General features: G+C 69.2%; 1 protein-coding gene. It reads right to left on the reverse strand.

All coding sequences use genetic code 11. The annotated features are described in order from the left end of the window. Positions 1-133 precede the first annotated feature (133 nt). The coding region (locus tag ACH49N_RS33400; protein WP_397504919.1) for a non-ribosomal peptide synthase/polyketide synthase at positions 134-17,166 on the reverse strand (17,033 nt) is incomplete at its 5' end.

Genomic DNA, 17,166 nt, shown 5'->3' on the forward strand with positions numbered 1-17,166 from the left:
GAGAGAAGCGCTCTTTCCTGCACCAATGTGCAGGTTCAGACATTCTTGCCGACACGAGTTCGAGAAACTGCCACGGCCGCTGACACGAAGTCGAGACGACTGACATCGAACTTGGGCGACGCTCTCGGACCACCTAGCGGACGGACGGCTGCCGCTCCTCGCTGTCGTCGGGGTCGCTGCCATCGGGTCCGCTGATGGCATCACGCACCGGACCGGGTATCGCGAGGCGCGGCCCGATCACCGCGAGCGCCTCCGGCGTCGTCATTGTCCAGTGCGTCGCGTCGATGGGGTGCTCGTGAATGTCGCCGCCGACGTGAGGCTTCCAGCACGTCACCGGATCGACGTGGAATCCGTCGTCCAGGGCGGCAGTGAAGAATACGAGGTCGCCGTCGAACATCCGCGGCTGGTGCCGATCGATCAGCTCCGGCGCCCGCTGCGCGTTTGCGTAGATACGGGCGAGTTGCGGCGCGGTGAGACTCGCCAGCGGTCCCCCGATCGCCCCGAGGAGCGCTGCGGCTCGCTCTGCGTCGAATATGCCGTCCGGCGCGAGCTCGTCGAATCCGCCCGTCGTGGGCAGTTCGAGACCGAAGCCGCCCAGGAGGTCCGCCACGGTAGCGGGGTTCTCGGCGCTCGCACTGCGATCGAGCCCGACGTAACTGTCGAGCATCCCGAGGAGTCGGACGTTCTCGCCGGCCGCCTGCAGCTGTACGGCCATTTCCTGGGCGATCACGCCACCGAGGGACCATCCGAGCAGGTGATAGGGGCCGTGTGGCTGAATCGAGCGGATCTCGCGCACATACCGCGCGGCGAACTCGGTGATCGACGCGAGCGGCGCCTCGTCCTCGGTGAGTGCCGGGGACTGCAGCCCGTAGATCGGCCGATCCTGGGTCAGGTGCCCACTCAACCCGGCGTAACTCCACGCGAGCCCGATGAAGGGGTGGACGCAGAACAGCGGTTCCGCCGCTCCGCGGGTGCGGATCGGCAGGAGGACGTCGAGGGACGCACCGGTGTCGAGGACGCCGTCCGCCGTCGGCTTCGCGATCCGCTCCCCCAGCGACTGCGGCGTGGGGTCGCTGAACATCCACTGGAGCGGGAAGTCGCTTGCCAGTGCATCGGCGAGTGCGGAGGCGACACGGGTCGCGATCAGCGAGTTGCCGCCCAGATCGAAGAAGTTGTCCGTGCGGCCCACCCGTTCCAGGCCGAGCACTTCCTCGAAGACGCGGGCAACCATTTCCTCGGCCGCGGTGCGAGGTGCCGCGTATTCGACGGCAGCCGAGGACAGCTCCGGTACGGGCAGCGCGGCGCGGTCGAGTTTGCCGTTCGCCGACAGCGGGAGGGCGCCGAGCTCGACGACGTGCGCCGGGATCATGTACGACGGGAGCCGCGTGGACAGGTGGGCGCGCACGTCGGGTGAACTCGGTGAGTGCCCTCGCACCAGGTACGCGATCAGTGCCTCGTCCCCGCGGGAGTCGCGGTGCACGACCACCACCGCCTGGCTGACGTCCGGATGCGCTTCGAGGGCTGTTTCGATTTCGCCGAGTTCGATGCGCTGGCCACGCAGCTTCACCTGGAAGTCGCTGCGGCCCAGATACTCCAACGCTCCATCGCCCCGACGTCGCACGAGGTCACCGGTCCGGTACATGCGTGCCCCCGGCGTGTAGGGGTTGGCGACGAAGCGGTCCGCCGACAGGTCCGGCCGCCGGAGATAGCCGCGCGCCAGCTGGTCTCCAGCCAGGTACAACTCCCCCACCACACCATTGGGCACCGGATGCAACCGCGCATCGAGGACGTGGAGCTGAGTGTTCCACACCGGACGCCCGATGGGCACCGCGTGGAGGTCGGCGGCACTTGTGGCCCAGTAGGTTACGTCGACCGCCGCCTCCGTGGGGCCGTACAGATTGTGCAGGTCCGCCCCACTGACCGACCGGAACCGCTGCGCCTGCTCCGGGGTGAGAGCCTCACCCGAACAGAACACCAACCGTAGCGAGTCACACTGCGCGGCAGAGGGTTCGGCGAGGAAGACGGAGAGCATCGACGGCACGAAGTGAATGGTCGTCACGCGATGTTCCCGGACGAGCCTGGACAGATACCGTGGATCGCGGTGCCCGTCGGGTGCGGCGATCACCAGGCCGGCGCCCACCTGCAGCGGCCAGAACAGTTCCCACACCGACACGTCGAACGTGACCGGAGTCTTCTGCAGAACGACGTCCTCGCTGGTGAGCCCGTATTCGTGCTGCATCCAGAGCAGCCGGTTCACGATCGCACCGTGGGTGACGGCGACGCCTTTGGGCCGGCCGGTCGATCCTGACGTGAAGATGACGTACGCGGTGTTCGCCGACGACAGCGGTGCCAGCCGTTCGCGGTCGGTGACGGCGACCCGGCTGTATCCGGTGAAATCCTCGGCGGCGATGTCGATGACCGGCACCGCGGTGTCCACGGTCTCACCGTCGACGAGCACACACACCGGTGCCGCCGTCGCGAGGACCGAGGCCGTGCGTTCGGCCGGGTGATCGGGGTTGACGGGAAGGTAGGCGCCGCCCGCCTTTCCGACGGCGTAGACCGACACCAGCAGTTCGACGGAGCGGCGCATGGCCACTGCGACCACCGATTCGGGGCCCACACCCTGCTCGATCAGTCGGCGCGCAAGCGCGTTCGCGCGCGCATCGAACTCGGCGTACGTCAACTCCTCCCCGTCGAAGACCAGGGCGGTGCGGTCCGGGGTGGCGGCGACCTGCGCACCGAAGAGCGACGGCAGGGTTCCTGCCAGGACGTCGTGCGACGTCGCGTTGGTGCCGACGATCTGCTTCCGTTCACCGGCGCCGAGGACGTCGATGTCGCCGACCGGAACACCCGGATCGTCGACGGCGGAGGCGAGCACTTGCAGGAAGCGCTCACCGAAGACGTGCACGGTCGATTCCTCGAAGAGATCGCAGGCGTAGGTGAGCCGGGCGGTGATCCCGTCCGCGCGGCCGTCGGCGTCGAAGCGTTCCATCAGCGTCAGCTGCAGATCGAACTTGGCCAGGTCCACGTCGAGGTCGACACCGCTCACCGCCAGCTCCCCCAGCTCGAGGGTTGCCTGGTCCAGGTTCTGGAAGGTGAGCATCACCTGGAACAGCGGGTGCCGCCCGGTGGACCGCGCGGGATTGATCACTTCGACGAGCCGCTCGAAGGGGACATCCGCGTGGGCGAATGCGGCCAGGTCGGTATCGCGTACGTCTGCCACGAACTCGGCGAAGGTGCGTGCGCCGTCGACCTGCTGTCGCAACACCAGGGTGTTGACGAACATGCCGATCAGGTCGTCGAGTGCGCGCTCGCCGCGGCCGGCGACCGGGGTGCCGATCGCGATGTCGCTCGTCCCGGCGAGCCGGCTCAGCAACACCGCGAGGGCCGAATGCACCACCATGAACAGAGTGGCGTTCGCGTCCCGCGCCGTCCGGTGGAGGCCGTGGTGCAGGGCGGCCGGAACGAGGAAGTCGATGCTCCGGCCCCGGTACGACGACACCGCCGGACGTGGCCGGTCGGTGGGCAGGTTCAGCTGGTCGGGGGCACCCGCCAGGGTGCGGGTCCAGAACGCCAATTGCTGCGCCGCCAGCGAGGTCGGATCCGATTCGTCGCCGAGCAGATCCCGCTGCCACAACGCGTAGTCCGCGTACTGCACCGGCAGCGGCGACCACTGCGGCGCGGCACCCGCCGAGCGGGCCGCGTACGCCGTCATCACGTCCCGCACCATCGGTGCCATCGACCAGCCGTCGCCGGAGATGTGGTGCACGACGAGCGCCAGCACATGCTCGGTGTCGGACAACCGGAAGATCCGCACTCGCAACGGGACCTCGGTGGTGACGTCGAACCCGGTCGTGGCCACTGCGGCGATCAGCCCGGCCAGCTCCGCGTCTTCGGCGCTGACCACGGACAGTTCACCCCCGACCCGGTCGACGGGCAGGATTATCTGGTGCGGCCCCTCCGGGGAATCCGGATACACCGTCCGCAGCGACTCGTGGCGGCCGAGGACGTCGGTGACCGCGTGTTGCAGCGCGTCGACATCGAGGGACCCGGACAGGCGCACCGCCACCGGAATGTTGTCGGCGGCCGAGTCCGGGTCGAGCCGGTTGAGGAACCACATCCGGCGCTGCGCCGACGACAGCGGGATGCGTGCGGGGCGTTCGGCCGGTGCGAGGCGCGGACGGTCGGCGTCGGCGTTCTCCGTCGACTCGAGCAGCGCAGCGAGGCCGGCCACCGTCGGCGCCTCGAAGAGAGTGCGGATTTCTACGCGGCGTCCCAGGGTTTCGGACAGCCGCGCCACAACCCGGGTGGCGACCAGCGAGTTGCCGCCGAGTTCGAAGAAGCTCGCGTCGGCGCCGACGCGTTCGACCCCGAGCACGTCCCCGAATGCCGCGGCGACAGCGGCCTCCATATCCGTTTCCGGGGCCCGGTACTCGTCGTGCGCGGTCCCGAATTCCGGTATTGGCAGCGCCTTACGGTCGAGTTTTCCGTTGGTGGTCAGGGGCAGGGCATCCAGGACGACGAGCGCTGCGGGCACCATGTAGCCCGGCACTCGACGGGCCGCGTCCGCCAGCACGTCTGCGACGACGAGGGTCGCGCCATCCTCGGGCACCGCGTATCCGACCAGAGCCGTTCCGGTCGTCGGGTCTTGATGCGCGACGACGACGGCCTGCTGCACGCCGGGGCATCCGCTCAGCGCCGACTCGATCTCGCCGAGTTCGATCCGGAATCCGCGCACCTTCACCTGGAAGTCGGAGCGCTCGAGGTAGTCGAGCACGCCCTCGGTGCCGCGCAGGCGCCAGCGAACCACGTCACCGGTCCGATACAACCGGGAGCCGGCCGCGCCGAACGGGTTGGCGACGAAACGCTCCGCGGTGAGATCGGGCCGGGCGACATACCCGCGGGCCAGCTGGTCGCCGGCGAGATACAGCTCGCCGGCTACCCCGAGCGGAACCGGCTGCAAGCGCCCATCCAGCACGAACACCTGCGTGTTCCACGCGGGGATGCCGATGGGAACGCTGTCGCGATCGTCGACGGTGTGCTGCCAGAAGGTGACCGACACCGCGGCCTCGGTCGGCCCGTACAGGTTGTGCAATGCAACGGCCGAACCGAACGCGCTGCGGGAGCGGGCAGCGAGGTCGGGGGGCAGGGCCTCGCCGATGCACAGCACACGGCGCAGGGCAGGCTGCTGCGCCGCACCCGGTGTCGCGAGGAACGCCTCGAGCAGGGATGGGACGAAATGCGCTGCGGTGACCTGTTGTTCGCGCATGAGGTCGGCCAGATACGCCGGATCACGGTGGCCGTCCGGCCGGGCGATCACCAATCGCGCTCCCGAGACGAGCGGCCAGAACAGTTCCCACACCGAGAGGTCGAAGGTGACCGGTGTCTTCTGGACCACGGCGTCGGTGATGTCCAGCGGGTACTGGTGCTGTTTCCACAGCAGCTGGTTCACGATGGCGGCATGGGGTACCGCGACACCCTTGGGCCGGCCGGTGGAGCCGGAGGTGAAGATGAGGTAGGCGGTGTTCTCGGGTCGCGGCGCCGCGAGGTTCGGCGCGTCGAACGGGATCGGCGTGTCGAGGAAGGACCCGTCGATCTCGATGGTGGGCACGCCGCCGGCGACGAAACCGTCCGAGGACGTGGTGAGAACGCAGACCGGGGCCGCGGCGTCGAGAACATAGGCGAGGCGGTCCGCGGGGTGAGTGAGGTCGATCGGCAGGTAGGCACCACCGGCGCGCAGGATGGCGTACATCCCGACCAGGAGTTCGATGGACCGGTTCATCGCCAGCCCCACCACCGATTCCGGGCCCACCCCACGGTCGGCGAGGTGCCGGGCGAGCACGCCGACGCGGCGGTCGAACTCCGCATAGGTCACGTCGACGCCGTCGAAGGACAGCGCGACCGCGTCGGGGGTGCTCGCGACCTGTGCGGAGAACAGGTCGACCAGTGTGGCGGCCGGCAGTTCAGTGGCGGTGTCGTTGAACTGACCGAGGATTCGCACCTTCTCCGCGCCGTCGAGGAGGTCGATACCACCGACCACGACATCGGCATCCGCGGCGACCGATCCCAGAATCCGCAGGAACCGGTCCGCGAAGGACTGCACCGTCGACTCGTCGAACAAGTCGGTGGCATAGGTGAACTGCGCCTCGATCACGTCCGGGTTCCGATCGTGGTCGTAGCGTTCCGACAACGTCAGATGCAGATCGAAGTTGGAGACGGCACTGGGTACGTCGAGGCCCTCGACGTGCAGTCCGGGGAGTTCGAGGGCGGTCCGGGCGAGGTTCTGGAACGAGAACGCCACCTGGAACAGCGGGTGGTGCGCCCGGGAGCGGGCGGGGTTCAGCACCTCGACGAGCCGTTCGAACGGTATGTCGGAGTGCGCGAACGCGCCGAGGTCCGTTGCTCGCGCGGCAGCGAGATTGTCGGCGAACGAACCACCCAGCTCGACCGAGGTGCGCAGGACGAGCGTGTTGACGAACATCCCGACCAGCTCGTCGAGGAATTGGTCACCGCGCCCGGCGACGGGTGCGCCCACCGCGATGTCGGTGTCGTTGCTCAGCCGCGCCAGCAGCACCGTGAGGGCGGTGTGCATGACCATGAACAGTGAGGCGTTCTGACGGCGCGCCACCGCGAGTAGCGCGGTGTGGGTGTCGGCGTCGATCGTGAACGTGACGTGCGCGCCGCGGTTCGAGGCCACCGCGGGCCGGGGGCGGTCGGTCGGCAGCGAGAGCCGGTCCGGTATCCCCGCCAGCGCGGACTTCCAGTACGTAATCTGTTCACTGGCAAGAGATTCGGGATCGGTCTCGTCACCGAGCAGTTCCCGTTGCCACAGGCTGTAGTCGGCGTACTGCACCGGCAACGGTGACCACTGGGGCACGTGCCCCTCGGCCCGTGCGGTGTAGGCCAGCATGACGTCCCGCGCGAGCGGTGCCAGCGACCATCCGTCACCGGAGATGTGATGAGCCACCATGACCAGGACGTGGTCGTCGGCGGCGACGCGGTAGATGCGGGCGCGCAGCGGCACCTCTGCGGTGACGTCGAATCCGCTCGTCACGAAGTCGATTACCCGCTCGAGCACATTGTCGGGATGCTCGGAAATCGGGGTCAGGTCGGGTACCGCGCCCGCGGTGTCGACGACAACCTGATGGGGACCGGAGTCGGAGTCGGGGTAGAGGGTGCGCAGCGATTCGTGCCGGCCCACCAGATCGGCGACAGCGGCGCGCATCGCGGGTAGGTCGAACTCCCCCGTCAACCGCAGCGCGATCGGGAGGTTGTAGGCGGGCGACGCCGTGTCGAACTGGTTGATGAACCACATTCGCTGCTGGGCGAGTGACAGCGGAATGTGCTCGGGGCGGGGCCCGGCGACGAGCGGCGGGCGGCGCACACCGTGGCGGGCGGACTCGGTGAGACGGGCCGCGAGCGCCGCGACCGTCGGCGCTTCGAAGATTTCGCGGACGCCGACGTGCACGTCGAGAGCGGCGTTGATCCGCGACACCACCTGCGTGGCCAGCAGGGAGTTGCCGCCGAGGTCGAAGAACCCGTCGTGGATTCCCACTTCCGACAGCGCCAGGACCTCCGCGAAGACACCCGCGACGATCACTTCGAGCGGGTTGCGGGGCTTCTCGAAGGGACGGTCCGCCGCGGCGAACACCGGCTCGGGCAGTGCAGCACGGTCCAGTTTGCCGGCGGGGGTGAGCGGCAGGGCGTCGAGGATCGTGATCGACGACGGAATCATGTACCCAGGCAGGGTTTCGCCGATGAACTTCGCCACCTCCACCCGGTCGACGTCCTCGCCGCTGAACGGCAGCACGTACGCGACGAGGGACGTGTCCCCGTTGGGATGCTGGTGACCGATCGTGGTGGCGTACTCGAGCTGCGGGTGCGCGGTCAGCGCGGCGTCGATCTCGCCGAGTTCGATTCGGAAGCCCCGAATTTTCACCTGGTGGTCGGTACGGCCGACGAAGTCGAGAACCCGGTCCTCGCGCCACCGGACGAGGTCGCCGGTGCGGTACATCAGTGCCCCGGGTTCGCCGAAGGGGTCGGCCACGAACCGATCGGCGGTGAGACCGGGGCGGCCGAGATAGCCGCGGGCCAGGCTCGGCCCGCTGACATACAGCTCCCCGGGCACGCCCACCGGCACCGGACGCAGCCGCCCGTCGAGCACGAGTGCCTGCACGCCGCGACTCGGCCTGCCGATCGTGACCGGTTCGCCCGCCCGGAGCGGTTCGGTGATCGACGACATGATCGTCGCCTCACTCGGCCCGTATGCGTTGACCATGCGACGCCCGGGAGCCCAGCGGGCCACCAACTCCGGGGGGCACACATCGCCGGCCACCACCACGACGGCGAGGTCGTCGAGTCCGTGATGGTCGACGGAGGCGAGGGCCGCGGGCGTGGAGAACGCGTGGGTGACGTGTTCCGCGGCGAGGAGCTCCGCGAGTTCGGAGCCGCCGTAGATGGTCGGCGGCGCGACCACCAGGGCGGCGCCGGCGCTCAGCGCCATCAACATCTCGAACACCGAGGCGTCGAAGCTCGGGGACGCGAAGTGCAGGACGCGGGACCGGGACGTCACCGCGAGAAGCTCGCGTTCGTCGGTCACCAGGTTCACCAGGCCACGGTGGGTCACCGCGACCCCCTTGGGGCGCCCGGTCGACCCGGAGGTGTAGATCACGTACGCCACCTGGTCGGGCAGGATCGGCCGCATGCGGTCCCGGTTGGTGAGGGGCAGCCGTGATTCGTGGGTGCAGCGCTGCTCGAGCGCCGTGTCGTCGAGCAACAGCCACCGGATCGAATCGGGGAGGAGGGGACGTTCCGCGGACACGGTGATGCCGACCATTGCGCCGGAGTCCTGCACCATGTGCCGAATCCGGTCCTCGGGGTAGCGGGGATCGACCGGCACGAAGGCGGCACCGGACTTCGCCACCGCCCAGACGGCCATCACCGATTCGGACGAGCGCGGCAGTGCCAGCGCCACCCGCGTTTCGGGTCCTACGCCCCGATCGACCAGAAGTCGGGCCAGCTGGTTCGACCGTTCGTCCAGATCGCGGTAGGACATGCTTCGGCCATCGAAAACGACGGCCGGTTCGTCCGGGGCGGCGGCCACCGCGTCCGCGAGAATCTCGGTGAGCATCTGCACCGGACGGGCGTCGGCACCCCGAACCGGCGTCAGCGCCTCGTATTCGTCGTTTCCGAGTACGGGGATGTCCCCGACGGCGCGCTGCGGGTCGGCAACGACGGAATCGAAGATCCGCTGCAGCCGCAGTGTGTATTCCGCCGCGGTACCGGCATCGAAAATGTCTGTGGCATAAACCAGTTCGCCGTCGATGCCGGCGGGCTCCGCAGAGCCGTCGACCCGTTCGACGAGGGTGAAGTGCAGGTCGAACTTGGCGATGTCCACGTCGACCGACAGCGGCGAGGCGGTGACGCCGTCGAGCTCGAGCCGGTCCACGGACGGGGTCTGAACGCCCAGCGCCACCTGGAACAGCGGGTGATGGGACGTGGAGCGGACGGGGCTCAGTACCTCGACCAGACGCTCGAACGGCAAGTCCGCGTGCGCGAACGCCTCCAGGTCGACATCGCGTACCTGCCCGAGCAGCGACACGAACGAGGCCCCGGGGTCGAGCTCGGTGCGCAGAACGAGAGTGTTGACGAACATGCCGATGATGTCGTCGAGTTCCCGGCGACCTCGCCCGGCGACAGCGGTGCCGACCGGTATGTCGTAGGTGGTGCTGAGTCGGCTCAGGAGTACCGCGAGGGCGGCGTGCGCCACCATGAACAGACTCGCGCCGTGAGCCCGGGCCAGCTCCGCCAGGGCGCGATGGGTGTCCGGGGACAGCGAGAAACGCACGGCAGCACCGCGATGCGACGGAACCGCGGGCCGGGCCCGGTCCCGGGGCAGGAAAAGCTGGTCGGGCACGTTGTCCAGCGCACGGGTCCAGTAGCGCACCTGTTCGGCGGCGAGGCTCCCCTGGTCCGAATCATCGCCGAGCATTTGTCGCTGCCACAACGCGTAGTCGGCATACTGCACGGGCAGGGGTGCCCACAGGGGTTCCGAACCGGCGGCGCGGCTCGCGTACGCCGTCATCACATCCCGGATCAGCGGGTCCATCGAGGCGCCGTCGGCGGAGATGTGGTGCACGACGAACGCGAGGACGTGTTCGGAGGCGCCGAGCGAATACACCCGCACTCGCACCGGCACGGCGTGGGACACGTCGAAGCCGGTGAGCACGAACTCCGCGAGATCGTCGCGCAGGCCGGTGTCGGTCACGGCCACTGGGGTGAGGTCGTGGACGACGTCGCCGGATTCGAGGCTCACCTGATGCGGCCCGGCCGGCGAATCGGGGAACACGGTGCGCAGCGACTCGTGGCGGGCGATCAGGTCGTCGATCGCCGCCGCGAGCGCCGCCGTGTCCAGCGCCCCGCTCAACCGCACTGCCGCGGGCAGGTTGTAGGCGGGTGAGGACGTGTCGAACTGGTTGAGGAACCACATCCGCTGCTGCGCCAGGGACAGCGGGATGCGGGCCGGGCGTTCCGTCGCGGTCAACGGCGCGGTGGCACTCGAGGGCACCTGCGCCGCGACCCGGCGGGCCAGTCCCTCCACCGTGGCGGCGTCGAACACGTCGCGGATGGCGATTCGCGTTCCGGTCGCCGCGCCGAGGCGGGTACTGAGCTTCGTGGCGGACAGCGAGTTGCCGCCCAGTGCGAAGAAGTTGTCGTGCACCCCGACGCGCGGCACACCCAGTAGGTCGGCGACGATGTCGGCGACCAGCCGTTCGGTCTCCGTTCGGGGAGCTGTGTAGTCGGCGGTCACCGCGAACACCGGTGCGGGCAGAGCGTTCCGGTCCACCTTGCCGTTGGGGGTCAGCGGCAGCGTGGTCAGCGGAACCACCAGCGACGGAACCATATACGACGGCAGCGTCCCGGCGGCGTGGTCGCGGACCGCGTCGACGTCCAGATCGATCCCGGCGCGAGGCACCACGTATCCGACGAGGTGATCGCCGGTATGCGGGTCGCTGTGCGACACCACGACGGCCTGGAGCACGTCCTCGTGGCGCAGCAGGGTGGACACCACCTCGGCCAGTTCGATGCGGAAACCGCGCACCTTCACCTGGAAGTCGGTGCGTCCGAGGTATTCGAGCCGGCCTTCCCGGTTCCAGCGAACCAGATCGCCGGTGCGATACAGCCGCTCCCCTGCGGACGAATAGGGGTCGGCCACAAAGCGTTCGGCAGTCAGATCGGGACGGCCGAGGTACCCGCGTGCAAGCTGCGCCCCTCCGAGATACAGCTCACCCGGCACCCCGATGGGCACCGGACGCAGACGCTCGTCGAGAACGAGTGTGCTGGTGTTCCACACGGGCGAACCGATCGGCACCGTGTCGCCGTTGTCGGACCGGGCGGCGAAAGAGGTGGTGGTCACCGCCGCCTCGGTGGGGCCGTACGTGTTGTCGATCTCCGCCGGGTGCGCGGCCCGGAAATCGTCGACGGCTTCCGGGGACACCGCTTCTCCCCCGACGAGCACGTATCGCAGGGACGGCAGGCCCGCGAGGCCCGGTCCACCGGCCACGGCCGCGAGCATGGCGGGCACGAAATGGATGACGCTGACTTCGTGCTGCCGGATGACCGCCGTCAGGTAATCGGGGTCGCGATGCCCGTCGGGTTCGGCGATGACGAGCCGGGCGCCGGCGGCCAAGGGGGCGAAGCATTCCCACACCGACACGTCGAACGTGATCGGCGTCTTGAGCAGCAGGGTGTCGCCGCCGCCGATCTCGTAGTGGGCGCACAACCAGTCGAGCTGCCCGCTGATCGCCGCATGGCTGACGGCGACCCCCTTCGGGCGGCCGGTGGAACCGGAGGTGAAGAGGACGTAGGCGATGTTGTCGGGGCGGATCGGCGCAATGCGCTCGTCCGGGCGGATCGGCGCCGAGGCGAACTTGTGCGGGTCGAGGTGGTCGACGACGATCGTATCGATGCCGTACCGGCGTGTGGTGTCCCCGTCGTCGGAGAGTGCGCTCGTGGTCAGGAGCAGGCGGGCCCCGGACTGCTCGACGATGTCGTTGTTCCGCTGCGCCGGCTGGTCCGGGTCCAGTGGGGTGTACGCGCCGCCCGCCCTGATCACGGCGTGAATCGCGACGAGGAGGTCCAGAGACCGCGGAACTTCCACCCCGACAACGCTATCCGGCGCGACACCGGCGCCGATGAGCTTGCGGGCGAGCCGGTTCACCCGGGCATCGAAGTCGCGGTAGGTCAGTGCCGAATCACGCCAGAGCACGGCCGGCGCCTCAGGTGTGGCGAAGGCCTGCTCCTCGAGGAGGTCGACGAGCGTGCGTTGCCGGTGTTCCCGGACAGGTCCGCGGGACCATTCGGTGAGGGCGGCGCGTTGGTCGTCGCCGAGCAGGTCGAGGTCGCCGATCCGGGTGCGGGGACTGTGTGCCATCTCGGCGAGCACGCGGAGGAAGGCAGCGCCGATCCGGTGGGCCGTCTCCTCGTCGAAGAGATCCCGCGCGTAGCCGAGCTCGAGGTCCAGACCGGCCGGCGTGCCGTCGTCGTCGTGCCGGGCGGCCAGAACGAAGTTGAGATCGAATTTAGCGACGGGCGAGTCGATGTCGAGTCCGGACACCTCGAGTCCCGGCAGTTCCAGCGTCGGGCGTTCGAGATTCTGCAGCGCGAGCGCCACCTGGAACAACGGGTGGAATGCCGTCGATCGGGTCGGGTTGAACACCTCGACCAGTTGCTCGAAGGGCACATCGACGTGGGAGAACGCCTCCAGATCGACGCTCCGGACCTGGCCCAGGAGTTCAGCGACCGTCGCGTGCGTCCGCACCTCGGTGCGCAACACCAAGGTGTTGACGAACATGCCGACGAGGGCGTCGAGCGCCTGCTCACCGCGTCCGGCCACCGAGGTGCCGATGGCGACGTCCGCGCCCGCACCGACCCGCGCCAGCAGGGCGGCGAGGCCGGTGTGGATCGCCATGAACAGGCTGGCGTTGTGGGCCCGAGCCAGATCGAGCAGAGCGCGGTGGCTGTCGCTGTCGAGGTTCAACCGCACGGTGCCGCCGCGGTTCGACGGAACGGGCGGCCTGGGCCGATCGGTCGGCAGCGCCAGGTGATCGGGCAGCCCGGCGAGCGTTGTCGTCCAGTACGCGAGCTGTCCGGCCGCCAGCGACTGCGGGTCGGCCGCGTCGCCCAGCAGCGTCCGCTGCCACACCGCGTAATCCGCATACTGCACGGGTAGCGGCGCCCACACCGGGGGTTGGCCCGCGGCGCGGGAGGAGTAGGCCGTCATGACGTCCGTGGCCAGGGGCACGAAAGACCAGCCGTCGGCGGAGATGTGGTGCACGACGAACAGGAGGATGTGCTCGGAGCGGCTCTCGCGGAAGAGGTGCACGCGCAGCGGCGGCTCCGCGGTGACGTCGAAGCCGGTCGAGGCGTGCCGCAGGACGGCGGTGGTCAGGTCTTCACCCGACAACCGCAGCGGGGTCAGGTCGAGCGGAATCGTGTCGACAGGGACGATGACCTGCTCCGCGCCGTCGTCGGTCGGCGGATACACGGTGCGGAGGGTCTCGTGACGGGCGAGGACATCGGCGAGCGCCGCCCGCAGGGTGGCCACGTCGATTCGCCCGGACATGCGCAGGGCGAGGGGGATGTTGTACGCCGGGGAGGTGGGGTCGAACCGGTTGAGGAACCACATCCGCTGCTGCGCCGGTGACAACGGAATCTGCGCCGGCCGCTCCGTCGCTACCAGCGCGGGGCGGTCGACGACGGCCCCGGACTCCGCGGCCGCTGCGAGCAGGCGGACGGTGGGGTTGTCGAACAGGGTCCGGACCGCAATGCGGGTGCCCAGCGCCGAGCCGACACGCGAAACTACCTGGGTGGCGGAGAGCGAGTTACCGCCGAGGTCGAAGAAGTTGTCGTCCAGGCTGATCGACGGCTCCCCCACCACGTCGGCGAACACCGCGGCGACGGCCTGCTGCTGCGGGGTCTCCGGCGCAGCGAACTCGACCCGTCGGGTGAAGACGGGTGCGGGCAACGCGGCGCGGTCCAGTTTCCCGGCCGGGGTCAACGGCAGCGACTCGAGAACGACGATCGCCGACGGCACCATGTATCCCGGCAGACTTCGTCCGGCGAACGCAGTCAACACCGAGGGATCCACCACGGCGCCGGACGCCGGAAGCACATACGACACCAGCCGGGTCAGTCCTGCGCCATCCTCATGCCCGACGGTGTGCGCGAACTCCACCGCCTCGTGCCCCGACAGCACGGCGTCGACCTCGCCGAGCTCGATGCGGAACCCGCGAATCTTTACCTGGAAGTCGCTGCGCCCGAGGAAATCCAGAACATCGGCACCGGCCGTGTCGCGCACCCACCGCACCACGTCACCGGTGCGGTACATCCGCCCGCCCGATCCCGACGGATCGGCCACGAACCGCTCGGCCGTCAGCCCGGCGCGGCCCACATACCCGCGGGCGACGCTCGGTCCCGACACGTACAGCTCGCCCCGCACCCCCCGCGGCACCGGACGCAACCGCGCGTCGAGCACCAGTACGTCCACCCCCACGGTCGGCGAGCCGACCGTCACCGGCTCCCCCGTCACCAACGGCGACGTCGCCGAGGACATGATCGTGGTCTCGCTCGGGCCGTAGGCGTTGACCATCCGCCGGCCGGGCGCCCACCGCGCCACCAGCTCCGGCGGACAGACGTCCCCCGCCACCACCACCGTCTCGAGATGGTCGAGGCCGCGATGATCCACCGACGCCAATGCCGCCGGTGTGCAGAACGCATGCGTGATCCGATGCTCCGCCAGGAACTCTGCCAGTTCCGCACCACCGAAGATCGTCGGCGGCGCCACGACCATCGTCGCCCCCGCACCGATGGCCATCATCCATTCGAACACCGAGGCGTCGAAACTGGGGGACGCGAAATGGAGAGTCCGCGACTGCGGGGTCACGGACAGCCGATCACGCTCGTCCGCCACGAGATTGACGAGTCCGCGATGCGTGACCGCCACACCCTTCGGTCGTCCCGTCGACCCCGAGGTGTAGATCACGTACGCCGGATGGTCCACCGACAGCGCCGCCGCCCGGTCCGCATCCGTCACCGGCAGGCACGGATATCCCGCCAGCGCAGCCTGCACCTCGGCATCATCGAGGACGATCCACTCCACACCGTCGGGCAGCGCCGCACGCACCGCCGTCGTGGTGATTCCCACCGGCGCACCGCAGTCGTCGAGCATGTGCCCGATCCGCTCGGCCGGATACCTCGGGTCCACCGGCACGAACGCCGCCCCGGTTTTGGCCACCGCCCAGACGCTCGACACCGATTCGAGCGAACGCGGCAGCGCCACCGCCACCGCTACCTCCGGACCGACCTGAAGATCGATCAGCAACCGCGCCAATCGTGTCGAGGATTCGTCCAGTTCGCGGTATGACAGGGACGCCCACATACCGGCCACCGACGGCCCGGTCACCGCCACACCGTCCGGGTTGCTCCGCACCGCTGCGGTGAGCAACTGCGGCAACGGCATCGGATCAAAACTCACCCTGCCCGAGGCGGGCGTCAGAGCGGCGTGCTCGTCCACTTCGAGAATGTCGACGTCGCCGACGACGACGTCCGGATCGGTGACGACTGCGGCGAGAATCTGCTGGAATCGCCGCACGAAGCCACGCACCGTGTCGGCGTCGAACAGTTCGGTGGCGTAGAGGAATTCCGCGCGGATACCGCAGGGCGTACCGTCCGCGTCGATGTTCTCACCCAGGGTCAGCTGAAGGTCGATCTTGGCGACCCCCGGGTCGATGTCTTCGACCCCGACTCGCAGTCCCGGCAGATCGACGGTTCCGCTGGGCGTCGGGTTCATCGACAGGGCGACCTGGTAGATCGGGTGATGGGCGGTGGTGCGGACGGGGGCGAGGACGTCGACGAGCCTCTCGAACGGAACGTCCGCCGAACCGAACGCCTCGAGGTCGGCATCCCGCACGCGGCCGAGATGTTCACGGAAAGTGTCACCACCGCGCAGGGCAGTCCGCAGGACGAGGGTGTTGACGAACATTCCGACGAGGTCGTCGAGGGACCGCTCGCCCCGGCCGGCGATCGGACTTCCGATGACGACGTCGTCGGTGGCAGACAAGCGTCCCAGCAGCAGGGCCAACGCAGCGTGCGTCACCATGAAGGTGGTGGCCCCGTCCCGGCGAGCCAACCGGTCGATGCCGCGGTGGACCGCGGGGTCGATCTCGAAGGCGACCGTAGCCCCGGCGAACGTGGGTTGCGGCGGGCGAGGCCGGTCGAACGGAAGCCGGAGTTCGTCGGGAGCGCCGGCGAGAGTGTTCGTCCAGTACGCGAGTTGGGTCGACATCAGCGAACTGGGGTCGTCGTCGGTGCCGAGAACCGCTCGCTGCCAGAGGGTGAAGTCGGCATACTGCACCGCCAAAGGCGCCCACTGCGGGACGACACCGGCCGTGCGCGCTGCGTAGGCGGTCACGACGTCGCGGCTGAGCGGTCCGAACGACCAGCCGTCGGCCGCGATGTGGTGCAGGGACATGGCCAGCACGTGCTCGGTGGGTCCCGTGCGGACGAGGAGGGCACGAACAGGAGTCTCGACCGTCACATCGAATCCCCGCGAGGCGAAGGCGATGATCCGGGCGCCGAGTTCGCCCTCGGTCGCGTCGACGGTCTCTACCGTGACGGCGGCATCGGCTGGCGCGAGCACCACCTGTGCGGGTCCGTCCGGGGTGTCCGGGAACACGGTGCGGAGGGCTTCGTGCCGAGCGACCACGTCGTCGACCGCCGACGCCAACGCCCGCGCGTCGAGGACCCCGGACAGGCGTACCGCGAAGGGCAGGTTGTAGGCGGGTGAGGTGGTGTCGAACTGGTTGAGGAACCACATCCGCTGCTGCGCAAGCGAAAGCGGAATGTGCTCGGGGCGAGTCGCCGCGGTCAGTGCGGGGCGGGGCCCACTGGGCACCGGCTGTGCCAAGCGCAGTGCCAACGCGGCCACGGTGGGGGCGTCGAAGACATCCCGGACCGATAGCCTGTTGCCGGACAGTTCCGTGAGCCGCGCCGCCACCCGTGTAACGGACAACGAGTTGCCGCCGAGGTCGAAGAAGTTGTCGTGCGCCCCGACCCGGTCGGCCTGGAGCACGTCGGCGAAGACGGCGGCCACCTGCTCCTCACCCG

Source organism: Rhodococcus sp. NPDC019647 (genome assembly GCF_044389235.1).
Taxonomy (GTDB): domain Bacteria; phylum Actinomycetota; class Actinomycetes; order Mycobacteriales; family Mycobacteriaceae; genus Rhodococcus_F; species Rhodococcus_F oxybenzonivorans.